This is a genomic window from Pseudomonas sp. FG36 (genome assembly GCF_057809275.1).
In genome coordinates this window covers 1-22,268 of sequence record NZ_JBMDJQ010000047.1, presented here as the reverse complement: position 1 = coordinate 22,268, position 22,268 = coordinate 1, and the positions used below count along the sequence as shown (strand labels likewise).

At 67.0% G+C, this 22,268-nt stretch carries 19 protein-coding genes; 7 read left to right on the top strand and 12 right to left on the bottom strand.

Annotation, left to right across the window (positions count from 1 at the left end; translation table 11 throughout):
• Position 1: 1 nt before the first annotated feature.
• Positions 2–625 (top strand): glutathione S-transferase family protein, encoded by a 624-nt coding sequence (locus ACODS9_RS24445; RefSeq protein ID WP_489094957.1) that lies wholly within the window; start codon positions 2–4, stop codon positions 623–625.
• A gap of 306 nt (positions 626–931) precedes the next feature.
• Positions 932–1,264, top strand: a complete 333-nt coding sequence (locus ACODS9_RS24440; protein WP_046855208.1) for a hypothetical protein — start codon at positions 932–934, stop codon at positions 1,262–1,264.
• 53 nt (positions 1,265–1,317) lie between these two features.
• On the opposite strand, the gene ACODS9_RS24435 is transcribed toward ACODS9_RS24440, so the two are convergent.
• The 3 genes from ACODS9_RS24435 to ACODS9_RS24425 all read right to left on the bottom strand — a co-directional run bounded on the left by ACODS9_RS24435 (position 1,318) and on the right by ACODS9_RS24425 (position 2,498).
• Positions 1,318–1,623, bottom strand: coding sequence for a hypothetical protein (locus tag ACODS9_RS24435; RefSeq protein ID WP_046855207.1), 306 nt, complete (start codon positions 1,621–1,623; stop codon positions 1,318–1,320).
• A 225-nt stretch (positions 1,624–1,848) separates the two neighbouring features.
• Entirely contained in the window at positions 1,849–2,037 is a 189-nt protein-coding gene (locus tag ACODS9_RS24430) for a hypothetical protein (protein WP_023632482.1), read from the bottom strand.
• A 140-nt stretch (positions 2,038–2,177) separates the two neighbouring features.
• Positions 2,178–2,498 carry a YbjQ family protein gene (locus ACODS9_RS24425; protein ID WP_023632483.1) on the bottom strand — a complete coding sequence of 107 codons (321 nt, stop codon included), beginning with the start codon at positions 2,496–2,498 and terminating at the stop codon, positions 2,178–2,180.
• A gap of 134 nt (positions 2,499–2,632) precedes the next feature.
• On the opposite strand from ACODS9_RS24425, the gene ACODS9_RS24420 reads away from it, so the two are divergent.
• Positions 2,633–4,060, top strand: a complete 1,428-nt coding sequence (locus ACODS9_RS24420) for an MFS transporter (protein ID WP_489094956.1) — start codon at positions 2,633–2,635, stop codon at positions 4,058–4,060.
• A complete protein-coding gene (locus ACODS9_RS24415; protein ID WP_046855205.1) occupies positions 4,057–4,785 on the top strand; it encodes a class I SAM-dependent methyltransferase in 729 nt (242 codons plus the stop codon). Before ACODS9_RS24420 ends, ACODS9_RS24415 begins: the two co-directional genes overlap by 4 nt.
• Before the next feature lie 97 nt (positions 4,786–4,882).
• Here the strand turns inward: ACODS9_RS24415 and ribD are convergent, their stop codons facing one another.
• From ribD to ACODS9_RS24380, 7 genes are all read right to left on the bottom strand, one after another.
• Positions 4,883–5,797, bottom strand: a complete 915-nt coding sequence (ribD, locus tag ACODS9_RS24410) for a bifunctional diaminohydroxyphosphoribosylaminopyrimidine deaminase/5-amino-6-(5-phosphoribosylamino)uracil reductase RibD (protein WP_401111494.1) — start codon at positions 5,795–5,797, stop codon at positions 4,883–4,885.
• Positions 5,794–6,453: an SAM-dependent methyltransferase gene (locus ACODS9_RS24405; RefSeq protein WP_489094955.1), complete on the bottom strand. Its 660-nt coding sequence runs from the start codon at positions 6,451–6,453 to the stop codon at positions 5,794–5,796. Before ACODS9_RS24405 ends, ribD begins: the two co-directional genes overlap by 4 nt.
• A 12-nt stretch (positions 6,454–6,465) precedes the next feature.
• On the bottom strand, positions 6,466–8,157 hold the full coding sequence (locus tag ACODS9_RS24400; RefSeq protein WP_489094954.1) for a WD40 repeat domain-containing protein: 1,692 nt from the start codon (positions 8,155–8,157) through the stop codon (positions 6,466–6,468).
• 24 nt (positions 8,158–8,181) lie between these two features.
• Complete coding sequence (ribA, locus tag ACODS9_RS24395) at positions 8,182–8,778, bottom strand: GTP cyclohydrolase II RibA (protein ID WP_401111488.1); 597 nt, start codon at positions 8,776–8,778, stop codon at positions 8,182–8,184.
• 34 nt (positions 8,779–8,812) lie between these two features.
• Positions 8,813–9,823, bottom strand: coding sequence for a formylglycine-generating enzyme family protein (locus tag ACODS9_RS24390; RefSeq protein ID WP_489094953.1), 1,011 nt, complete (start codon positions 9,821–9,823; stop codon positions 8,813–8,815).
• 65 nt (positions 9,824–9,888) lie between these two features.
• Positions 9,889–10,782, bottom strand: a complete 894-nt coding sequence (locus ACODS9_RS24385; protein WP_401111483.1) for a VOC family protein — start codon at positions 10,780–10,782, stop codon at positions 9,889–9,891.
• Positions 10,782–11,825, bottom strand: coding sequence for a methyltransferase (locus tag ACODS9_RS24380; protein ID WP_401111480.1), 1,044 nt, complete (start codon positions 11,823–11,825; stop codon positions 10,782–10,784). Before ACODS9_RS24380 ends, ACODS9_RS24385 begins: the two co-directional genes overlap by 1 nt.
• Positions 11,826–12,135: 310 nt before the next feature.
• Between ACODS9_RS24380 and ACODS9_RS24375 the strand changes: the two genes are divergently transcribed.
• Entirely contained in the window at positions 12,136–12,780 is a 645-nt protein-coding gene (locus ACODS9_RS24375; protein ID WP_489094952.1) for a helix-turn-helix transcriptional regulator, read from the top strand.
• Positions 12,781–12,810: 30 nt separating this feature from the next.
• On the opposite strand, the gene ACODS9_RS24370 is transcribed toward ACODS9_RS24375, so the two are convergent.
• Positions 12,811–19,152 (bottom strand): amino acid adenylation domain-containing protein, encoded by a 6,342-nt coding sequence (locus tag ACODS9_RS24370; protein ID WP_489094951.1) that lies wholly within the window; start codon positions 19,150–19,152, stop codon positions 12,811–12,813.
• Between the two features lie 418 nt (positions 19,153–19,570).
• On the opposite strand from ACODS9_RS24370, the gene ACODS9_RS24365 reads away from it, so the two are divergent.
• Both ACODS9_RS24365 and ACODS9_RS24360 read left to right on the top strand, forming a co-directional pair.
• A complete protein-coding gene (locus tag ACODS9_RS24365; RefSeq protein ID WP_489094950.1) occupies positions 19,571–20,323 on the top strand; it encodes a helix-turn-helix transcriptional regulator in 753 nt (250 codons plus the stop codon).
• Positions 20,324–20,339: 16 nt separating this feature from the next.
• A complete protein-coding gene (locus tag ACODS9_RS24360) occupies positions 20,340–21,770 on the top strand; it encodes an efflux transporter outer membrane subunit (protein WP_094011430.1) in 1,431 nt (476 codons plus the stop codon).
• Here ACODS9_RS24360 and ACODS9_RS24355 read toward each other — a convergent pair.
• Positions 21,740–22,268 (bottom strand): helix-turn-helix transcriptional regulator (locus tag ACODS9_RS24355; RefSeq protein ID WP_489094949.1); only part of this gene is annotated, 529 nt, incomplete at its 5' end. The two genes, ACODS9_RS24360 and ACODS9_RS24355, sit on opposite strands and share 31 nt — an antisense overlap.

The window sequence follows — 22,268 nt, the reverse complement described above, 5'->3', positions numbered from 1 at the left end:
CATGCTCAGAGTCCTTGGCAAGGCCTCGTCGATCAATGTGCGCAAGGTGCTGTGGACCTGCGTCGAACTGAACCTGCCGTTCGTACGCGAGGACTGGGGTAGCGGCTTCCAGTCCACCGACTCGCCCGAGTTCCTCAGGCTCAATCCCAATGCCATGGTGCCGGTGATCGTCGATGGCGATTTCGTCCTGTGGGAATCCAACACCATCCTGCGCTACCTCGCCAACCAGCATGGCGGCGCCCACCTCTACCCTGGCGCTCCCCGGGCTCGCGCCGCGGTGGACCAGTGGCTGGACTGGCAGGCTACCGACCTCAACGACGCCTGGCGCTACCCGTTCCTGTCGCTGGTGCGCCAGTCCCCGGCCCATCAGGAACCGGCGCAACTGGCCAGCACCAGCGCCCAATGGATGGCGAAGATGCGCCTGCTCGAACAGCGCCTTGAAGCGACCGGCGCCTTCGTTGCCGGCAACGCCTTCAGCCTGGCCGACATGGCCATCGGCCTGTCACTGAACCGCTGGCTACGCACTCCCTTGGAGCACCCGCCGCTGCCAGCACTTGCCGCCTACCATGCACGCCTGCGACAGCGCCCGGGCTTCCTCGAGCACGGCGACAACGGCTTGCCATGAACATCGGAGGTGGATTGTCAGACAAGATGTAGTGCATGAAAATTTTCACTACAAAGCTGTTGACGCCCTTCCCGGGTCTTGGGCATGATGAGGCCGTCTCCCTGATCGGGAGCGGTGGCAAGGGTGTTCCAGACGGCCTGCGCGGTAACGCAGGCCGTCCGTGGAGAGGGAAACTGCCCAGAAGGCAGCGTGAGAAAGCCCCTGTTGCGAAGCTGCTGTAGCAGCCTTGGTTAGCGCGCTACATGGTGTGGCGCCAATGTGAACTTCAGACGAACTTCACCAACGAATGTGAGTAATGGGGGCTTTATGATGAACTTGAACAACAATCCAACCATCGACCAACTGGCCCAGCTGTTCGCCGCGCGCAAGGACAGCCTCGACGACCACCTGCTGTGGGTCAGCCAGTCCGGCGAGGTCCGCCTAGATCGTCTGCCGCCGAACACGGTCGAAGACGAGTTCGAATCGCACATGCCGAGCATGCGCGCCCGTTTCAAGGTCTACCGCCGTGGCCAGGGCTACGTCGGCAAGAAGGCCGCCGCCGACACCTCTTTCGTCGGTCGTGTGCTCGAGACCCTGCAACAAGAATGGCCGACCGCCCGTGAGCGGCAGGCAATCAAGGTGATCGACGCGTTGAACTGATCCCGCGGCTTTACACCGTTTCTTGAGCCCGGCCCGACAAAGGCCGGGCTTTTTCATGCCTGGCGCCTGCGTGGCATGGCTTCGGGCAGCGGCAAGGCGCCCGTGGCCAGGGCGCGGGCGCGGTCAACGCCCCACACCAGGGCGCGGGTCATGGTCTCGCCCGGGCGCGAGGGGTAGTACTCCTCCAGCAATGCCTTGCCGTCGCGGGCGTACAGCCCGAGAAACAGCTGCGTGGCACCAACCCTGGACAGGCGCACCTGCACATCGAAGCTGGTACCGTCGCTCAACTCCTCGTCATGGCTGCGGCTGTGCAACTGTGCATCGGCCCATTGCCAGTAGGTCTCTTCCCTGATTCGCATTGAAGTCGATACTCCGTGTCTGAAATGCCGCGCAAGAAAAGCACAGCCTCGAGCCGGCGGCGAGGGGGACGCGCCGATACCATGAGCGGGATCAAGAAATGACGGGAAATGCGTGCCGTTGGGCGGTTTTGCAGTGTTCGGACAAACATGATCGCGGGGCAAGCCCGCCCCCACAGATTTCTAGCAAGGTCTGTGGGAGCGGGCTTGCCCCGCTAATGTGCTGTTTCACTTTTTCGAAGGAACACGCGGCGTGAACCGCCCCTTCTTGGCCCGTTGCAGGTGCGCCGGCTGCAGTTGCTCCGATTCGTCCAGGGTCATGTTGGCAAAGCCCAGGCGCAAGGCCGCTTGCCCGCAGCGCACCTGGCTGTTGATCGGAAACGCATCGTTCAGGTCTTCAAAAAAAGATTCGCTCATGCCCTGACTCCCTCCAATGGCGACCGTGCCGGCAGGCAATGCACCTGCCTAGTGAAGCAGCGGCCCGTTGAAGTGAGACTAGCCGGTCATTTGCAGACCAGCCGGACAAAAACTCCTTGCCCGACCAGTGGCAACTGGCCTTACTTCAAACGCACCGCCGTACCGGTGGCGAACACCACGACCATCCCGCCCTGCACCGACGGCATGCTGATCTCGAAGTCCACGCCTACCACCGCATCGGCTTGCAACTGCCGTGCCCGCGCCACAAGCTCCTCGGTGGCCTGCTCACGGGCCAGCTTCAGCGCGCTCTCCAGGGTCTGCGAACGGCCACCGAAGAAGTCGCGAAAGCGTGCGAAGAAATCGCGCACGAAGTTGATCCCCTGCACCGATTCGGCGCTGACCACGCCGAGGTATTCGGCAACGGGGCGGCCTTCGAGCTGGCTGGTGGTGCTGATGATCATGGGTGAAGCTCCTGGAACAAGACAAAAGAGCACGATCCTAACAAATCCTCTGCGGCCAAATTACACAAGCAACTTCTTGAATAATGATTTTCCGGCTCCTAGACTCCCAGCGCAGGATCACGCAAGGAGCCTTCATGACCGCCATCCCCGAACAGCCCCCCGCACGCTGGAGCGAATTGCTCAGCGGCGGCAATGCGCTGCGCTCGATCGCCCTGGCCGGCGGTGTCGCCCTGCACGCCGTCAATGTCTATATCGTCACCACGCTGCTGCCCACGGTGATCGACGAAATCGGCGGGTTGGCCTTCTATGCCTGGAACACCACCTTGTTCGTGGTGGCCTCGATCATCGGCTCCACGCTTTCCACCCGCCTGCTGGCCCGCGGTGGGCCACGGGTTGCCTACCTGCTGGCACTGCTGGTGTTCACCCTCGGTTCGGCAGTGTGCGCAATGGCCACCAGCATGCCGCTGCTGCTGGTCGGGCGCAGCGTGCAGGGCCTGGGCGGCGGCATCCTGTTCGCCCTGAGCTATGCGCTGATCCACCTGGTGTTCGAGAGCCGCCTGTGGCCCCGCGCCATGGCCCTGGTCTCGGCGATGTGGGGGGTGGCCACACTGTGCGGCCCCGCCGTGGGCGGCGTGTTCGCCGAGGGCGGGCACTGGCGCTGGGCATTCTGGTCGCTGCTGCCGGTGGCCGCCACCCTGGCGCTGATCGTCTGCCTGCGCCTGCCGGCACGCCAGGCGCTGGACGACAATGGCGCCCGCCCGGCCTATGGCCTGATCGCCTGCCTGGTGGCCTCGGTGCTGGCGATCTGCGCGGCCAGCCTGGCCGACTCACTGTGGGTCAACCTGGGCGGAATCGTCGCCGGCCTGGCCATCGCCGCGCTGATCGCCCGCCTCGATCCCCGCGCCCGCCACCACCTGCTGCCCACTGGCGCCTACAGCCTCAGGCAACCGATGGGCGCACTGTTCGCCATGATGTGCCTGCTGGTCGCGGCCATCACCACCGAGATCTATGTGCCCTACTTCCTGCAGCGTATCCATGGCTTCGGCCCACTGGCCGCGGGCTACCTGACGGCCGTGATGGCCGCCGGCTGGACGGTCGGCGCCCTGGCCAGCGCCGGGCGTGATCGCGATGGCGGTGCCTGGCAGATTCGCTGCGGCCCGCTGCTGGTGGCCCTGGCGTTGCTGGCCCTGGCACTGCTGACACCCGCCTTGGCTTGGGTCGCCAGCACGCCGGGCCTGGCCCTGTTCGCCCTGGCCCTGGCCGGCGTCGGCCTGGGCATCGGCCTGGGCTGGCCACACTTGCTTACCCGCGTGCTGCAGGCGGCGCGCCCCGGCGAGGAAAACCTCGCTTCAGCCTCTATCACCACCGTGCAGCTGTATGCCACCGCGCTGGCCGCGGCCCTGGCCGGCCTAGTGGCCAACAGCGCCGGCCTGGTCGAGCCTGGTGGCGTGGAAGGCGCACGCAGTGCGGCGCTGTGGCTGTTCGCCGTATTCGCCTGTGCACCGCTGTTGGCCCTGCCATTGGCGCTGCGCCTCACCTCTAAACGCAAGGAGTGCCCATGAAGGAATCCAAGGAAGTCTACGAGCGCATCAGCGAGCAGTTCGAGGACTTCACCAGCCACGCCAGCCAGCGCGGGGTCGAGGTCGACACCTTTCGCTACATGGCCGGCGAAGTCATCGGCGAGGAGATCCTCGACCTGGCCTGCGGCCATGGTTTCTTCAGCCGCCGCCTGAAGGACTGGGGCGCGGCGCGGGTACATGGCGTGGATATTTCGCCGAGCATGATCTACCAGGCGCGCCAGGCCAATGACGGCATTGCCTACGAAGTGCGCGACGTGGCGCAGATGGGCCAGATCGGCCAGTTCGACAAGGTCACTGCAGCATGGTTGTTCAACTACGCCGGCAGCGTCGAGGAGCTGCGGCGCATGTTCGAAAGCGTCGCCCTCAATCTCAAGCCGTCCGGTCGATTGATTGCCTACACCGCCAACCCGGCCTTCGACCTGGCCCGTGGCAACTTCACCGAGTACGGCATCCGCGTACTGGACGAACAGCCGGTCGAAGGCGGCTTTCGCTGCCAGGGACAGTTCATGAGCACGCCGCCGGCGGACTTCACCTACTACCGCTGGCACAAGGCGGTCTACGAGCAGGCCGCCCATGACGTGGGCCTGCGCAATGTGCGCTGGATCGCCCCGCTGATCAGCGGCATCCGCAAGAAGGCGCATCCGCCGGGGTATTGGGACCTGTTCGAGCAGAACAGCCTGCAAGTCGGGTTGATCTGCAGCCGCTGAACTGGATTCCAGCGTGGGAGCGGGCTTGTCGGAACGCCGCACCGCCCGGATCACCGGCGAAGCCGGTGCCAGACGCCCCATCGCGAGGCAAGCCCGCTCACACCTGTACCAGCCACTCATCCACCAGCCCTTGGCGCGCCAGGGCCTCGCACCACGCAGGCTGCGCCTCGACCTGGACTTCATTGCAGTCGAGCTCGTACAACGCCTGCAACACCCGCCGCGCATCGACCTCCTCGATCACCTGGCAGCGCGCCCGGGCATAGCGCCCGTCACGTGTCGCCTGCGCCGTATGCAGCACCAGCGTCGGTGCAAGGCCATCCAGCACCTTGGCCGAGGCCGGGCAATCGAGCACCTGATCAACCACCACCCGCAACGGAGTCACCGGCTCGACTCGCTGTGCCGGAACATGCGCCAGCAGCGACGGGTCGCAGGCCTTGACCCAGTCACAGGTGGTCAACAACGCCGACGCCCTGCCCCGCCAGTACTCCAGCGGCGCCTGCTCGTCGCAATGGCTGAGCATCGCGCCCTCACCCATCGCGCCAATGGCCAGCGCCGCCGGCCGCAATACCCGCACCCAGGGGCGCTGGCGCTCGATGCGCGAGAAAAACCCGCGATTGAGTGCTCGCGCCGTGGGACAGGGCATGGCCTCGACCGCGATGCCCGCTTCGCGCAGCCGAAGCGCACCGATGCTCTGCGACGCATCGGCACTGGCCGTGACCACCCGGCGCACCCCGGCGGCCACCAGGGCATCGGCGCACGGCGGGGTGCGCCCATGGTGACCACAAGGCTCGAGCGTCACATAGGCGGTGGCCCCGCGCGCCGCCGGGCCTGCCTCCTGCAAGGCGTGCACCTCGGCATGGGCTTGGCCGGCGCGCTGGTGCCAGCCGCGCCCCACCACCTGGCCATCGTTGACGATCACGCAGCCGACCCGCGGGTTGGGCATGGTGCTGTACAGGCCCTGGCTGGCGAGCGCCAGGGCCATGTCCAGGTAATGGCGGTCGAGCGCACTCACGTGCGGACCAGCGCCAGCAGATAGCGGGCCTCGCCATGCTGACGCTCGATCACCTCCAGGTCCTGCCAGGTGAAGCCATGGGCCTCCAGTGTCTGGCGGATGCCAGCGTCGGTGAAGAAATAGCCCTGGCGCTGGTTGTCCATTTCCCGCCACCCTGCCTCGGGGTGGGCATCATCGACCCCGAACACGTTCAGCCCGACCAGCGCGCCGGGGCGCAGCAGGCGGCGCACATGGGCCAGGTAAGGGCCCCACTCGTCCGGGTGCTGATGGTGGAAGCAGCCGTTGTCCAGGGCCGCGTCGAACACCGTCCCCGGCGCCGGCTGCCAGTCCTGCATGGCCTTGTTCACCAGGTCGAGGCGATCACCCCAGCGCTTGCGCAGCAGTGGCCAGCTGGAGTTCTCGACGATATCCAGCCCGGTGACGCGATGCCCGGCGAGGATAAAGGTTGAGGCATCGCGGCCACGTCCCACGCCGATATCCAGCACATGCTGGTCACCCTGCGGGTCGAGCCGCTCGAGGAAAGCCTGGGCCGCCTGGATCATGCCGACATCCCACGACCACTCGTCCTCGCCGTGGCTGTAGCGGTGCACGAACGAGGTGTCGAGGGCCTTGCGGTAGTCGCCCTGGGGCATGAAGTCGCTTGCTTGCTTGCTCATCGTGCTGCTCCTTCAGGATGCCAGGCGGGCGTCGATGCCGTAGATGCGCCCATCATAGGAACTGGCCAGGAACGCATCGCTGGCCGCGTCATGGGTCAGGCAGGAAATGCCGCTGGCGGTGGGCCTCTGTACCGGCAGCCAGCGCCGCGAGGCCAGGTCGAACAACGCCACGGTGCCGTTGTAGGCGGCGGTGGCGATCACCCGGCCATCGCTGGAGGCGGCGATGCACTTGATCGAGTGCTGGTGCGGCGAATCGAACACCTCGTCGCCGGTCTCCAGCCACAGGCGCAACTTGAGGTCGCGGCCGATACTGGCGAAACCGCCGGTGATCGGGCAGCAGCCGTTGGAAATGCGCGTATGGGCCGCCTCGATGTGCCGCACGCAGCTGAAGTCGGCGATGCTGTGCAACGCGGCGTCGGCCGAAGCGCAGACGCTGAACAGGTGACGCTCGTCGGCGGCCACGCCCTTGATCGCGTTGTCATGCATGGGGATCGACGCCACCAGGCGCAGGCCGCCCTTGCCGTCATGGCCGAACACCAGGCCTTCGCCGGTGTAGGTGCCGATCAGCGCCAGATCCTCGCCCTGCTTGACGAAAGTGGCGCCACAGTTGAGCGGCGAACGGTGCTGGTAGAGCATGCGCCCGGACAGGCCATCGAACACCTGGCCCATCTGGCCACCGGTCAGCAGCAGCGGACCGAACGGCAGGAGGAAGTTGCACAGGCTGCCGACACAAGTCACCGGCTGGTCGTCACGGTGCAGGATGCCCGCGTCGCCGATGCTGTACTGGCGCTCTTCGCTGCGCACCACGGCATTGATGCTCACTGCCGGCTCGATGCCCGACACCTGCCACTGGTCCTGCTCGTAGTTCCAGGTGGCGTAGCGCGAGCCGAAGGTGGCGAACACCAGCTGCTCGTCGCCGACAAAGGCGCAGCTGCGTGGCCAGACGATGCTCGGCAGCGCGGTGCTGCGACGCTTGACCAGGTTGCGCTCGGCGTCGAAGGTCCAGAGGATCGCCGAGCGGTCATAGCTCAGGCTCACCAGCAGGCGTTTGTCATCGTTCCAGACAATGCGCTTGATCCCTGCGGCATGGGCCGGCACGGTCTGCACCTGGCCGTCGGCGATGATCGAGATGCGCCCCTCGTCATCACCGGCGAACACCACGCCTTCACGGGTGATGGCGATGGTGTCGGTTTCCACGCCACCGATGTCCACCTCATCGCATTGCTGGCCGCTGCGGGTGTCCCACTGGCGAACGGTGCCGTCGTCGCTGCTGGAGATCAGGCGCTGGCCATCCGGTGACCAGACCACCGAGATCACGTCGGCCTGGTGGCCATGGAATGCCTGCAGTTGCACGCCATCGAGGTCGAAGATGCGCAGCACGTGGTCACGCGAGCAGGTCGCCACGCGCTGGCTGTCGGGCGAGAATACCGCCATCTCGACGTCGTCGTTGTGCCCCTGCAGCACGGCCTTCAGGCGCATGCTCGGCACTTCCCAGATACGCGCGGTGTAGTCGCTGCTGGCGCTGACCAGGTGCTTGCCGTCGCTGCTGAAGGCGCACTGGTTGGCCAGGTGGTCATGGTGCACGCGGTGGATCGGCTCGCCGGTGGTGGCGTTCCACAGGATCACCTGGTTGTCGTAGCCTGCGGTGGCGACGAAGTGCGCGGCATGGGCGGCGATACCGCTGATAGGGCCAATGTGTTTCATCGAAAGATCCTTTTTCGCTGGAGGTCAGAGCTTGATCGAATGGGCGGACTTGACGGCCTTCGCCTGCAGGTAGTTGCGGTTGTGGTTGGTCAGGAACACCCCGGTGGGTACCTGCTCGATCACATCGATGCCGCCGGCGCGCAGTTGGGCGACCTTCTCCGGGTTGTTGGTCAGCAGGCGGCACTGGTCCACGCCCAGGGCGCGCAGGATCTGCACGGCAGGGTCGAAGGAGCGCGAGTCGGCCAGGTGGTTGAGGCGCAGGTTGGCCTCGTAGGTGTCCAGGCCCGAGTCCTGCAGCAGGTAGGCCTCGAACTTGGAATACAGGCCGATGCCGCGCCCTTCCTGGCGCAGGTAGATCAGGTAGCCGCCGACCTCCTTGAGGGTGCGCAGGGCCTCCTGCAGCTGCGGGCCGCAATCGCAGCGCTGCGAGCCGAACACATCGCCGGTGATGCACTCGGAATGCACCCGCACCAGCGGCACGTCGCACTGATCGCGCGCGATGCCCACGGCGAAATGCTCCTGGTCGCGCGCGAAGCCGTTGAAGCCGAAGAAATGAGCATCGACATCGCCGCCGAGTATGGAAATCGGCACGATGGTGTGAAGCGAAACATCCTTGTTCATGGAATCAGACCTCTTGCACGGAAGACGGAAAAACTCAGTTGTGGTTTTCAACCAGACGCAAACCCATGACGTAGATCGGTCGCGGGTAACGTCCGTGGCGGCGCGCGGTGCGTGCCAGGTCGCGAAAACGGGTGAAGCTGCCACCGCGGGCCACGCGGTGGGTGCCGACATCGAGCACCAGGTCGTCCTCGATGCGCGGGCCACCGGGGTAAGGCTGGTAGTCCTCGGCAACGTACTCCTCGACGTTGCCGGCCATGTCCAGCACGCCGAACGGCGAGGCGGCGTCGATGAACACGCCCACCGGCGTGCTGTCCAGGTAGCCCAGCTCGGCGGTGTTGGCATGCTCGACCTGGTAGGCGTCACCCCAGGGGAACTGCCGCCCCTCGGGGCCGGCGGCGGCATATTCCCACTGCGCTTCGGTGGGCAGGGCAAAGCGCCGGCCGGTACGCTCGCTGAGCCAGCGGGCATAGGCATCGGCATCACTGGCCGAGACGCTGTACACCGGGTGGTTGGCATGGTGCCGTGGGTAGCGGCCAAAGGCCCAGCCGTCGGGGATGCCGGTATGACCGCTGTCGAGCAGGAACTGGCGATACTCCTGGTGCGTGACCGGGAAGCGGGCGATGCGGAACGCCGCCAGCTCAACCGCGTGGCGTGGGGTCTCCTTGTCGATCCAGCTGCGGTCCAGGCCCAGCCCGTCGAACTGGTCCATCACCTGCTCGACCGCTTGCGGATCGAGGCCAATGTGCACACGCGCCGCCGGAATATCGATCATCTGCGGGGCAAAGGTGTCGATGCGCGGGTCGCCACGCAGGGCCAGTACCTCGCCGGCGGCGATGCGCCGGGCCAGGGGTTGGCCGGGCTGCTGGAGAATCGTCAGCAGGACGTCCAGCGGTTCTTGCAGCAGATCGGCGAACGCCTCACCGACCTTGGCCTGCAGGGGATGCTCCTGGTACTGCTCGGGATAGCCCATCAATGCCCGGTCGCTGACATCCTTGGGCAGCGGGCTGGGCAGCCGTGGCCAATGCCACTGTTTGTAGCTGTTCATGCGAATACCTGCCTGGGCACACGCCGGCACGCGCAAAGGCGCGGCAGGCGTGTGACGACGTGGGATCAGAGACGGTCGAGGAGCAACCGCGGGTTGCTTTCGATCATCTCCACTTCGGCGCTGTACACCTCGATCACCAGCCCATCAGGGTCTTCGAAGTACACGGCGCTGCGCACGTTGTCCGGCCCATGGTGATAACCCGGTGCCGGGCCGTTGCCCTTGACCAGCTTGATGGTGCCGGCGGCGGTGACCTGGTCGGCAATGCGCCTTACATCCTCGGGCAGTGCCCGTATGCCGATGTGGTAGCCGGCCGGGTAGCTGAACGACTCGCTCTGCTCGATGAAGAAGTCGAAGCCGTTAAGCTCCATGACTGCCTTGCGCGGGCCGAGGTTGTAGCAGTAGTTGGCGCCGAGTATGTCGCTGTAGAAGGCCTTGGACGCCTCCAGGTCGCGGGTCAGGATGTTCACGTGGTTCATTTCCGGGCGCTGCCTGGCCCGCGCCGCCTCGTCCAGCCCCAGGCCGTCCAGGGAGCGCCACAGCTTGGTTGCCGCGGCGAACTTGGCGAAGCCCGCCAGCCAGTCCTTGACCGCCACCCCGGGCACCTGCCCGCTGGCGATATCCAGCGGGTACGGGTAGAGGAAGCCCTGGCTGGCCTGCTGCCACTGGGCGATCACCCCCGTGGCGGACGGCAACTGCGCCAGCGTGCCTTGCACCCGCACCAGCACCAGCGCGGTATTGCGGCACAGCCCGGCGGCCTCGCTGAGCAGCGTGTTCAGCGCCGCGGGGGGCGTGGCACTGTCGAGCAGCAGGCAGACCGCGTCCACCGGCCCCTGGCCGGCCGGCTTCTGGCTGACCTGCAAGCTGAAACCCGCTGCCGCCGCGGCGCTGCCCAGGCTGTCCAGGGCCTGGGCAGCCGCGTCACCGAGCGGCGCGGCGTGCAATGCCAATAGACGCAACATCAGGCAGCCCTCCGCCCGATCAGCAGGGTATAGCGGCCGATCGGCTCCTGCTCCACCGTGAGCCCCGCCGCGGCCATGCTGTCGATCAGGTAGCGGCTGGGGTGCAGTTCGCCGTTGACCGTGTTGAGCATCATGTGCAGGGAGAAGTCGGCCGACAAGGCCGGATGAATCTCATCGTCTTCCAGGGCCATGCTCAGCACAAGCAGCGCGCCGTCACCCTCGACCATGCCGGCGGCACCGGCGATCAGGGTGCGCACCTGCTCACGGGTGAAATAGTGCAGGCAGTCGTTGAGCATCACCACATCGGCGCGCTCGCCCTGGTACTGGGCCAGGTCCAACAGGTTGCGGGCATGGAAGCCAAGACGGTCGTCGAGCCGGTACTTGGCGAAGGTGGCCGCGGCCGCCTCGCGGGTGGGCTCCAGGTCCCAGACCTCGCCTTTGACCTGCGGATGGCGGCTGGCGATCTCGGCCAGGTAGGTGCCGTGGCCGCCGGCAAGGTCAATCACCCGACGGGCCTTGTCGAATAGCGGCAGGTCACGCAGCACATCCACCATGGGCTGGCTGAAGCGGACCATGGCGTCGTTGAAGGCATCGCGGGCCGCGAGGTCGTGCTTGAAGCGGTTTTCCTGCTGGAAGTCCAGCGAGGTGCGGCTGCGCAGGACTTCGTCCAGGCGTGGCCAGTTGTGCCACTGCAGGCGCTGGTGGTCGATGATCGGACCGATGAACTCGGTGCTGTCGCTGACCAGGAAACGCTGGCTCAGCGGCAGGTTCTCGAAGCCTTGTGCGGTGCGCTTGAGCAGGCCCATGGCGACCAGCGCGTTGAGGAAGATACGGCCCTTGTTCGGCACCCAACCCAGTGCATCGCTCAAAGCCTCGGCACCGACTGGCTGGCGGGTGTGGTCGAACACGCGCTGGGCCAGCGCCGAATGCAGGATGGCGGACTGGCGGTACTGGTCGGAGAGCTTCACCAGGTCGACCACGCTCTGCAGGCTGCTCACTTCATCGGCGTGTTCATAGATGGTCACGGGTTTCTGGGCGTTCATGCACTCACATCCCTGTCGAGTTGTTGTTGATGGGCCCATGCCCGGCATTTGCCAGCAAGGTGTCGACGCACTTGCACGCACCCCTCCCTGGGACCGGCAAGCATAGGCTCCGCAGATCAGCCTAGACGCGGATCAAATAAATACAACTAATACCTTTTATATTTTTATCGAATATTAATTTTCTCATCGATAATCGTTCCCCTTGCACAAATCACCGCGAATCCGGGCTATCCTTCGCCCACTTGCCTGCGCAAAGGATGGCCCAGGAGAGTGCCCGATCCGCTCATTCACGCCCGGTTTCCAGCGCTCCATGACCTCGACCACCGTAGATTCGAACTGCACCGCCGACCGCATCCTGTTCCTGCTCAAGACCCGCGGGCCGCTCAAGACCGCCGACCTTGCCCAATTGCTCGCCATCACCTTCGAAGCCACCCGCCAGCAGGTGCAGAAACTGCAGGCGGCCGAGCTGATCAGCGGCATCAGCGTGCCGGCCAAGGGTGCCGGGCGGCCCTCGCAGAAATGGGCCTTGACCGCCACCGCCCAGCGCCGCTTCCCCGATTCCCACAGCGTGCTGACCCTGCAACTGATCGAGAGCGTCGAGCAAGTGTTCGGCAGCGACGGCGTCGACCGCCTGATCAGCCGCATGGAAGACAGCAACAGTCGCGAGTACCAGCAAGCCTGCATGGGTGCCGAAAGCCTGGAAGACAAGGTGCGCATCCTTGTGCAACTGCGTGAGCGCGCAGGCTACATGGCCGAGATCCAGGCCGACGGCGACAACTGGCTGATCGTCGAGAACCACTGCCCGATCTGCATCGCAGCCACCCGTTGCCAGGGGTTCTGCCGCAGCGAACTGCAGGTGTTCCAGGCGGCAATCGGCGAGCAAGGGCTGGTGGAGCGCTGCGAGCACCTGATCTCGGGGGACCGGCGCTGCGTCTATCGCATCTCGCCGAAGTAGCCCCCACGCAGTGCTCGTCACGCGACACTATCAGATCCGCCGCCTGCCCTTCAGCACCGGGACGGTGGTCTGGGCAATCTCCACCTGCACCTGATCGCGACGGGTATTGGCCGCCAGTTCCGCCAGCGTCGGCTGGCTGAACAGCAACCGTGCATCGGCGTGCAAGCCGGCCTGGCGCATGCGTGCCACCAGGCTGACCGCCAGCAGCGAATGCCCGCCCAGCTCGAAGAAGTTGTCGTCGCGACCGACCTGCTCGATCTTCAGCACTTCGGTCCAGATCTGCGCCAACGCCTGCTCCAGCTCATCGCGCGGTGCCTGGTAGGCCCGGTTGATCACCGCCGCAGCGCCCGGCACCGGCAAGGCGTTGCGATCGACCTTGCCATTGGCGCTCAGCGGCAGCTCGGCCAGCAACACATAGGCCGACGGCACCATGTAGGCCGGCAGGCGCGCCAGCAGGTAGGCACGCAACGCTTCCAGCGCGGGCGCGGCGTGGCCATCGCGGCAGCTGGCATAGGCCACCAGGCGATCATCGCGCACCAGCACCACGGCCTGGCCCAGGGCCGGGTGGCTCGCCAGCAGGGCCTCGATCTCGCCTGGCTCGATACGCAGGCCATTGAGCTTGACCTGGAAATCGTTGCGGCCAAGGAACTCCAGCTCGCCATCGGCGCGGTAGCGCACAAGGTCGCCGGTGCGATACAGCCGGTCACCGGCCACGAACGGGCTGGCGATGAAGCGCTCGGCCTGCAGCGTCGGCAAGTTCAGGTAGCCACGGGCCACGCCGATGCCGCCGATGTGCAACTCGCCGGCGCACCCCATGGGCACCGGGCGGTCATGGGCGTCGAGCACATACAGGCGGGTGTTGCCGATTGGCCGCCCGATCGGCGGGGCGACGACGGGCAGTGGTTGCTGCGGTTCCAAGGTCCAGGCGGTGCTGTCGACGGTGGCCTCGGTGGGGCCATAGACGTTGTGCAGGCGCACCTGGGGCAGTCGCTCGCGCACGCGCTGCGCCAGTGCCAGGGTCAGTTCGCCGCCACCGCAGAACAGATCGCGCAGGCTGGTGCAGCGCTCCACGCCTGGGGTGTCGAGGAATGCATGCAACAAGGCCGGCACGAACTTCACGGTGGTCACCCTGCGGGCCTGGATCAGTTGCGCCAGGTAGGCCGGGTCACGGTGACCGTCGGGACGCGCCAGCACCAGGCGCAGCCCGGCACACAACGGCCAGAACAGCTCCCACACCGAACCGTCGAAACTGAACGGCGCCCGTTGCAGCAACGCATCATCGGCCTGCGGCGGGCACAGGTCGCTGCCCCAGCGCATCAGGTTGCACAGCCCGCGGTGCTCGACCATCACGCCCTTCGGCGTGCCGGTGGTGCCCGAGGTATACATGACATAGGCCAGGTGCCCGCCACCAAGCTCCGCCAGCGCGGGCGCCTGGTCACTGTGCGCCTGCCAGGCGCCCTGGTCCAGGTCCACCAGCGGTGTTGGCTGGCCATCGAACAGCCCGCGGGTGGCGCCCTGCACCAGCAGTGCCAGCGGGGCGCTGTCGGCGAGCAGGTAGTGCAGGCGCTCGTCGGGGTGGTCGGGGTCCAGCGGCACATAGGCGCCACCGGCCTTGAGCACGCCCAGCAGGCCGACGATCAGCGCCACGCCGCGCTCGAGGCAAACGGCGACCCGGGTGTCGGGCCGCACGCCGAGGCCGATCAAGTGGTGCGCCAGGCGATTGGCCTGGGCGTCGAGCTCGCGGTAGGTCAGCTGCGTCTGTTCGGTCTGCAGCGCCACGGCATCCGGCGCGCGCCTCACTTGGGCGGCGAACAGGGCAGGCAGATGCGGGTTTTCAGGGTCCAGCGGCACCTCGGTGGCGTTGACGGTTTCCAGCAGATAGCGGCGTTCATCTTCCGGCAAGGTCGACAGCGATTCGAGCGCCACCGGGGTTTCGCCGAGCAGCGCCTCGGCCAAGGCCCGCAGCGCGCACGACACATGCCCGAGCACGCGCTCGGCGCCCAGCTCACGGGGCGCACGCACGCTCAGGCGCAAGGTGTCGCCCTGCTCGTCCACGGTCAGCACCAGGGCATGGCTGTGCACCTCGCTGGCCTCGAGCAGCGTCACGCCCGGCAACGATGCAATCTGCGCCGTACCATGCCGATAATTGAGCAGGCTGTCGAACAGTGCCACGCCGGCCGGCAGGCCGCTGCAACGCTGGGCCAGGACCAATGGCGCGTCCTCGTGGCCGAGCAGCGCCGCCAGTTGGCTGTGAGTACCAGCCAGGGCCTGGGCCACATCACGCCCGGCCAGCGACACCCGCAGCGGCAGGCTGTTGATGAACATGCCCAGCGCCCGGTCGGCGCCCTCGCCAGCCATCACCCGGCCCAGCAGCACGCTGCCGAAGACCACCTCGTCACGGCCGCCCAGCGCCCCCAGCACCTGCGCCCAGGCCAGGTGCATCAGGCTGGCCAGGCCAACGTCGTGCTGGCGCGCGCGCTGGCGCAGGGTGGCGGCCAGGGCCTCGGGCACAGTGACGGCGCAGGTCTCGACATGCGCCACCCCTTGCGGCCCCTCAGCCATGCCAACCAGCCGAGGCGGCGCCTCCACCCCGGCCAGGGCCTCGCGCAGGTAGCGTTCATGGCCCACCTGCCGGCCCTCATCGCGGCTCAGCGCAACATAGTTGCGGTAAGCCACCGGAACAGGCAGTGCATGGCCTTCGCCTGTCATCAGCGTCGCCAGCTCGGCAAGCAGCACCTGCACCGACACCGCGTCGTTCACCAGGTGGTGGAAATGCAACATGCCCAGCCAACGCGCCTGGGCGCTGTCCTCGACACAGGCCAGGGCCATCATCGGCGCCTGGCGCAGGTCCAGGCGCAGCCCCTGCTCGCGCAGCCGCGTGGCCGCGTCGCCCGGGCCGGGCCCGAGCACGCTCAATGGCAGCCAGGCCTGGCGCCACACCACCTGCTGGGGCTGCGCCAGGCCTTCCCAGGCCAGGCTGGTGCGCAGGATGTCGTGACGTTCGATGACCCGGGCCAGGGCCTGGTTGAACGCCTCCAGCGCCGCCCTGCTGTCGAAGGCGAACAGCGCCTGTTGCAGGTAGGGATCGCGCTCGTCGGTGAGGTGGTGGTACAGCAGCCCCTCCTGCAACGGCGCCAGGGGGTAGATCTCCTGCACATTGGCCGCGCCGCCCGGAACCGTGCCGACGATGTGGTCGATGCTGGCCTGGTCGAGGTGGGTCAAGGCCAGCATCTCAGGGGTGATGCGCTGGCAACCCGGCGCCACGCGATTGGCCGGTACCGCTTGCGCGGGGGCACTGCCCAGCGACGCGGCGAGGCTGGCCAGGGTCGGCTGGCCGAACAGCACCTGGGCATCGGCGTGCAGCCCTGCCTGGCGCATGCGCTCGATCAGGCGTACCGCCAGCAGCGAATGGCCCCCCAGTTCGAAGAAGTGATCATGCCGCCCGATCTGCTCCACCTCCAGCAGCTCGGCCCATAGCGCGGCCAGGCGCTGCTCAAGCTCGCCCTGCGGCGGTTCGTGGGTGCGCCGCACCGAGGCTTCGCTGCCCGGCGCCGGCAGGGCGCGGCGGTCGAGCTTGCCATTGGCGGTCAGCGGCCAGACCGCCATCGCCACATAAGCCGATGGCAGCAATGCCGCGGGCAGGCGGTCGCGCAAGTGCTCGTGCAGGTCCAGCGGGGTCAGTACCTGCCCGGCGACATACCAGGCCACCAGTTGCCCGTCGCGCAGCAGTACCACGGCCTCGCGCACGGCTGCATGGCTGGCCAGCGCGCTCTCGATCTCGCCCAGCTCCACCCGCACACCGCGGATCTTCACCTGGTCGTCGCTGCGCCCGAGGTATTCCAGGGTGCCCTCTGGCAACCAGCGCACCAGGTCTCCTGTGCGGTACATGCGCGCGCCAGGCTGCTGGGTGAACGGGTCGTCGAGGAAGCGTTCGGCGGTAAGTTCGGGGCGGTTCAGGTAGCCACGGGCGACCCCCGCGCCAGCAATGTACAGCTCGCCCACGGCGCCCACCGGCAGTTGCCGGCCCTGGGCGTCCAGCACGTACAGGCGCGCATTGGCCACCGGCGCGCCGATATGCAGCACCTGCCCGGGGTGCACCTCGCCAGCGCTGGCGACCACCGTGGCCTCGGTCGGGCCGTAGTTGTTGATGATCCGGCAACCTCGCTCCCGCGCCAGGCGCCGCAGGCGGTCGCCGCCGACCAGCAAGGTCTGCAAGGTCGGGTGTGGCTCGCCCTGGGCGAAGGCGTGTTCGGCCACGGGCGTGGGCAGGAAGCTGACCTGCAGCGGCTGGGCGCGCCACCAGCGCAGCAGCGCATCGATATCCTCGCCCCCCTCGCCCACCGGCGCCAGGTGCAGCGTCGCGCCGGCGCACAGGGCTGGCCAGACTTCCCAGGCCATGGCATCGAAGCCGAAACCGGCCAGGCTGGAAGTATGACTGCCAGGGCGCAGATCGAAGGCGGCGCAATGCCAGTCGACCAGGTTGGCCAGCATGCGGTGCTCGACCATCACGCCCTTGGGTTGGCCGGTGGAACCGGAGGTGTAGATCACGTAGACCAGGTTGGCGCCGGACAGCCGCTCTACCTGGAGGTTGGCCAGCCCCGCCGTGGCCGATGGCAGGCGGTCCAGCTCGATCACCGGCACGTCAGTGGCCGGCAGGAGGTCACGCAGGCCTGAGAGGGTCAACACCACCTTCGGCGCGCAGTCATCGATCAGGTACTGCAGGCGCTCGCTCGGGTGCGCCGGGTCCACCGGCACATAGGCCGCGCCGGCCTTGAGCACCGCAAGCAAGCCGACCAGGGTGTCCAGGCCGCGCCGGGCGAGCACCGCCACCCGCTGCTCTGGCAGCACGCCCATGGCCAGCAGTTGCGCGGCCAGCTGGTTGGCGCGGTCGTTCAGCTCGCCATAGCTCAGGCTGCGCCCCTGATGCACGGCGGCCGTCGCCTCGGCGCGTGTTGCGGCCTGGGCCTCGATACGGTGGTGAATCAGTGCCGACCCATCGGGGTCTTGGGCGGTGGCGTTCCACTGGCGCAGGCGCTGATGTTCCTCGGCAAGCAACAGGTCGTAGCTGTCGATGCCCGCCTGAGGTTGTTCGAGCCCTTGGGCCAGCACGTGAAGCAGGCGCGTGCTGAACACCTCGACGTCCTCGGGTGCCAGCCAGGCCTGGTTGTACACCAGGTGCAGCCAGGCCTTGCCATTGTGCGGGTTACTGCGCAGGTAGAGCGACAACGGCGTGGGTTCGTGGTCGTTGCACACCTTGACGCTGTGCGCGCCGAGGCTGCCGTAACGCAAGTCGTGGCCCTCTTCCTCGTAGGACACGGTGATCTCGAACAGCTGCCCGCGCGCCTCGCGGGACAAGCCCAGCGCACGGTTGAGCTCGCTCAGCGGCAAGCGCTGGTGGCGCAGGTCGCGCCGGAGCGCATCGCCGATGCCGCGTACCAACTCGGCGAAGCTCAAGGTCCTGCCGAAGTCCATGCGCAAGGCGTTGACTTGAACGAACAGGCCCAGCGTCGCCTTGGCCCGCGCACTGCCACGGTTGCGCACTGGCAGGCCGACCACCCAGTCGTCGCGCTGCCAGGCCCTGGCGCAGCACACATGCAAGGCTGCCAGCAGCACATGGGCTACCGACCCTTGCAGCGCATCGGCCAGGTGCTGCATGCGTTCCAGCAGGCCAGTGTCGAAGCTGCGCTCCAAGGCGCGACCAGGCGTGGCGCCAGGTGGCAGGCCCTGCTCCCTGGGACGCAGCAGTGCATCCGGAAGTTGCGGGTAGCGTCCCAGCCAGTAAGCCAGATCGCGCTGCTGGCGGGGCGAGTTCTGGTAGGCCTGGTCATCTTCGATAAACGCCTGGTAGGACGGTGCCGTGTCCGGCAGCGACTGCCCTTGCTCGAGGAGGCCATAGTACTGCCCCAACTGGTGGAGCAACTGCTCCAGGCCCCAGCCGTCGAGGATCAGATGATGGGCCTGCAACATCAGCAGGCTGCGCCCGGCGTCGACATTTAGCAATGCCATGCGCAGCAGCGGCCCGGCCTCGAGGTCGAAAGGCTGCTGCAGCAAAGTCTTGCTCAGGCGCTGCGCAGCCTCGAACGGTGCAGCCTGCCCGCGAAGATCATGCTCGTCCAGCGGCACGCGCATGTGGGGCACGAAACGCTGGCGGGCCACGCCATCCTCCCCGGCCTCACGCACCAGCACAGTGCGCAACCCGTCATGCAGGCTGACCAGATGGTCCAGCGCGCGTCGCAGCAGGCCGCTGTCCACAGCGCCATCGAACGAGAGATAGCCACCGACGTTGTAGAGCGGCGAATCGCCATGGCTGATCTGGTCAAGCCAGATGTCGCGCTGGGCGCAGGTCAGGGGAAAGGTGTCGGCGGCGGACATGGCGTGGATCTTCCTTGAAACGGGGTCGTCCGCGGATTCAAGCACCCACCCCGCCCCCTGTATGGCCCCCCAAACCCGGACAATGGCAGGGGCCATTTTGCTCAGCCTGAACCTGCGGAATTTTTTGTAGGACATTGACGCTAGCGGGCAACCGGCAGCGACCTACCCCTGTAAGCGAGCGTGGCAAACGCCGCCGATCTGGCCGTTTACTGACGCCAATTGTCCGACAATCCTGTGATCCGCAAGGCGCACAAGCGAAAATTACCGACTTTTCTTGTCGGATTAATTGGCATTTCCTGTCCCCGCTTTCCGCTACAGACGCAGGCTCGGAGCCTGCTATTCAATAGCGCCAAGCCCCAGCACAGAGAGGACTCGACCGCGAGACCCGCCGCGTTACCGGATCAAGGAAGACACGCATATGAAGCTGATCGACAGCCTCGAACACTGCCACGACCCGCACTTGTACCTGCAACTGGGGGCACTGGTTGCCAGCACCGGCGATGGCACCTTCGCCGAACAGATGCTCCAGCTGATCGGCGACCAGGTACCGATCCATCGGCTCGACCTCAGCGAGTGGACCCTCGACAGCGACCAGGCCAGCATCCGTCAGGTCAAGGTACTGGGCAGTGCCGGCCACCCCGAGGAAATACCGGTTCAGGAGCCTCTGCGCCATCCCCTGCTGCAAAGCATCATGCGCATGGAAGACCCGTTGCTGATCCAGATAAACGCCCCCGTGCACCAGTGCAACCTGGTATCGCGCAGCGGCAACCGGCGCTGGGTCATCTGCTGCCAACGCCTGCGCAGCGAGAGAATGTTCTCCCTGGCCGAACTGTCGTTGCTCAAGCGCCTGTCCGACACATTGCTGCCATTGGTCGAGCATCACGCCCAGCTGTTCCTGCAGGCGGCCGGTCGCCGCCCGGGCGGCCTGCTGGCGGATGAGGCCGGGTCGCTGCGCCAGGTCTTCACCGAGCGCCTGGAACAAGAGGCGATCCGCCTGTCCAGCCGCGAGCAGGAGGTGTGCATCGGCCTGCTCACCGGCGGCACCGTGCCGCAGATGGCCCAGCGCCTGAACGTGAAGAGCAGCTCGATCGAGACCTACCTCAAACGCGCCACCGCCAAACTCGGCGTCAGCGGACGCCACGGCCTGGCCCGCTGGATGGCCGGCACCTGAACCCAGAGACCCTGCCATGCCGCGAATCACCCTGCCCTTGCTTGCTCTTGTACTGTCCGGCTGCAGCCTGGCCCCCGACTACCAGCGCCCCCCCTCGCCCAGCGCCGAGCAATACCCAAGCGGCCCTGCCTACAGAGGCGGACCGTCCACCACGGCGCTGCCCCGCGACTGGCAGGGGGTGTTCCGCGACCCGGTGCTGCGTCAACTGCTGGACACCGCATTGGCCAACAACCGCGACCTGCGCGTGGCCCTGCTCAATACCGAAGCGTACCGCGCCCAGTACCGCATCCAGCGCGCCGAACTGCTGCCGAAGATCGCCGCCAATGCCCAGGGTACGCGCCAGTATCTGCCCCGGCGACGTACCGGTGGCGAGGGCGTGATCAGCACCCAGCAATCGGCCACCGTCGGCATCAGTGCCTACGAGCTGGACCTGTTTGGCCGCCTGCGTAGCCTCAGCGACCAGGCGCTGCTGACCTACCTGGCCACCGACGAAGCCCGACGCGGCGCCGAGCTCAGCCTGATCAGCAGCGTTGCTGGCGCCTACCTGACCTGGCGCGCCGACCAGGAGTTGCTGGCCCTGTCGCGCCAGACCTTGCAGGCCGACGAGAAAAGCCTGCGCCTGACCCAGCGCCAGCGCCGCACCGGCACGCTGTCGGCGCTCGACCAGATCCAGGCCACCACCCGCGTCGACAGCACCCGCGCCGCCGTGGCGCGCTATACCCGCCTGGCCGCCCAGGATCTCAACCAGTTGCAGCGCCTGGTCGGCGCGCAGGTCGATGAGCACTTGCCGCCTCTGCCCCTGGCCGACGAGCAGATCGCCCGGGTGCCGGCCGGCCTGCCCGCCGACCTGCTGCAACGCCGGCCCGATATCCGCCAGGCCGAGTACCAGTTGCAGGCCGCCAACGCCAACATCGGCGCGGCACGGGCGGCGTTCTTCCCAAGCATCAGCCTGACCGCCAACGCCGGCAGCAGCAGCCGCGAGCTGGCTGACCTGTTCGATGCTGGCACCGGCAGCTGGCTGTTCCAGCCGCAAGTGAACCTGCCGCTGTTCAATGCCGGCAGCCTGCGCGCCAGCCTCGACTACGCCAAGCTGCAAAAGGACATGCAGGTGGCGCGCTACGAGAAATCGATCCAGACCGCCTTCCAGGAGGTGGCCGACGGCCTGGCGGCGCGCACCACCTACCAGCAGCAGCTGCAGGCCCAACGCGACCTGGTCGAGGCCAGCCAGCGCTACCACGACCTGGCCGAGAACCGCTACCGCACTGGCATCGACAGCAGCCTGACGTTCCTCGATGCGCAGCGCTCGCTGTTCAGCGCCCAGCAAGGCCTGATCAGTGATCGCCTGGCGCAGTTGCTGGCCGAGGTCAACCTGTTCACCGCTCTTGGCGGCGGCTGGGACGAAGCACCGGGGCTGGCCTACCAGCGCTCGGCGGTCCTGCCGAAGTAGACCGATGGCGACACCCCGAGGGTACGGCGGAACATCGCGCTGAACGCGCTGGGGCTGTCGTAGCCCAGGTCCAGCGCCACCTCCAGCACCGACTGCCCGGCAGCCAGGGCATCCAGGCTGGCCAACAGACGCATGCGCCGCAGCCACTGCACCAGGCTCAGGCCGGTCTCGCGTTGGAAGGCGCGGGTCAGGGTACGCGGGTTCAGGCCGCTGTGGGCCGCGGCGCGGGCCAGGCCCCAGTCCTCGGACGGCGCCTGGCGCAGCGCCTCGCACAACCTTTGCAGGTGCGCCGAATGCGGGCTTGGCACATGCAGGGCGAACACCGGCAGCACGCGGATCTCGTCGAGGATAAGTTGCATGATCCGCGCCTCGCGGCCTTGCGCCGGATGATCGGGGGCGATGTCCATGGCACGGATGATCAGCTCGCGCAGCAACGGCGAGATCTCGATCACCTGGCATTGGCGCGGCAGGTCCGGGCGCGCGCCCGGGTCGACGAAC

Coding starts and splice junctions, on each gene's coding strand:
- ACODS9_RS24360 (WP_094011430.1), top strand. CDS start 20,340: ATGCCGCGAATCACCCTGCCCTTGCTTGCTCTTGTACTGTCCGGCTGC.
- ACODS9_RS24435 (WP_046855207.1), bottom strand. CDS start 1,623: ATGCGAATCAGGGAAGAGACCTACTGGCAATGGGCCGATGCACAGTTG.
- ACODS9_RS24365 (WP_489094950.1), top strand. CDS start 19,571: ATGAAGCTGATCGACAGCCTCGAACACTGCCACGACCCGCACTTGTAC.
- ACODS9_RS24430 (WP_023632482.1), bottom strand. CDS start 2,037: ATGAGCGAATCTTTTTTTGAAGACCTGAACGATGCGTTTCCGATCAAC.
- ACODS9_RS24415 (WP_046855205.1), top strand. CDS start 4,057: ATGAAGGAATCCAAGGAAGTCTACGAGCGCATCAGCGAGCAGTTCGAG.
- ACODS9_RS24420 (WP_489094956.1), top strand. CDS start 2,633: ATGACCGCCATCCCCGAACAGCCCCCCGCACGCTGGAGCGAATTGCTC.
- ACODS9_RS24425 (WP_023632483.1), bottom strand. CDS start 2,498: ATGATCATCAGCACCACCAGCCAGCTCGAAGGCCGCCCCGTTGCCGAA.
- ACODS9_RS24405 (WP_489094955.1), bottom strand. CDS start 6,453: ATGAGCAAGCAAGCAAGCGACTTCATGCCCCAGGGCGACTACCGCAAG.
- ACODS9_RS24440 (WP_046855208.1), top strand. CDS start 932: ATGATGAACTTGAACAACAATCCAACCATCGACCAACTGGCCCAGCTG.
- ACODS9_RS24370 (WP_489094951.1), bottom strand. CDS start 19,152: ATGTCCGCCGCCGACACCTTTCCCCTGACCTGCGCCCAGCGCGACATC.
- ACODS9_RS24375 (WP_489094952.1), top strand. CDS start 12,136: ATGACCTCGACCACCGTAGATTCGAACTGCACCGCCGACCGCATCCTG.
- ACODS9_RS24380 (WP_401111480.1), bottom strand. CDS start 11,825: ATGAACGCCCAGAAACCCGTGACCATCTATGAACACGCCGATGAAGTG.
- ribA (WP_401111488.1), bottom strand. CDS start 8,778: ATGAACAAGGATGTTTCGCTTCACACCATCGTGCCGATTTCCATACTC.
- ACODS9_RS24390 (WP_489094953.1), bottom strand. CDS start 9,823: ATGAACAGCTACAAACAGTGGCATTGGCCACGGCTGCCCAGCCCGCTG.
- ACODS9_RS24445 (WP_489094957.1), top strand. CDS start 2: ATGCTCAGAGTCCTTGGCAAGGCCTCGTCGATCAATGTGCGCAAGGTG.
- ACODS9_RS24400 (WP_489094954.1), bottom strand. CDS start 8,157: ATGAAACACATTGGCCCTATCAGCGGTATCGCCGCCCATGCCGCGCAC.
- ACODS9_RS24385 (WP_401111483.1), bottom strand. CDS start 10,782: ATGTTGCGTCTATTGGCATTGCACGCCGCGCCGCTCGGTGACGCGGCT.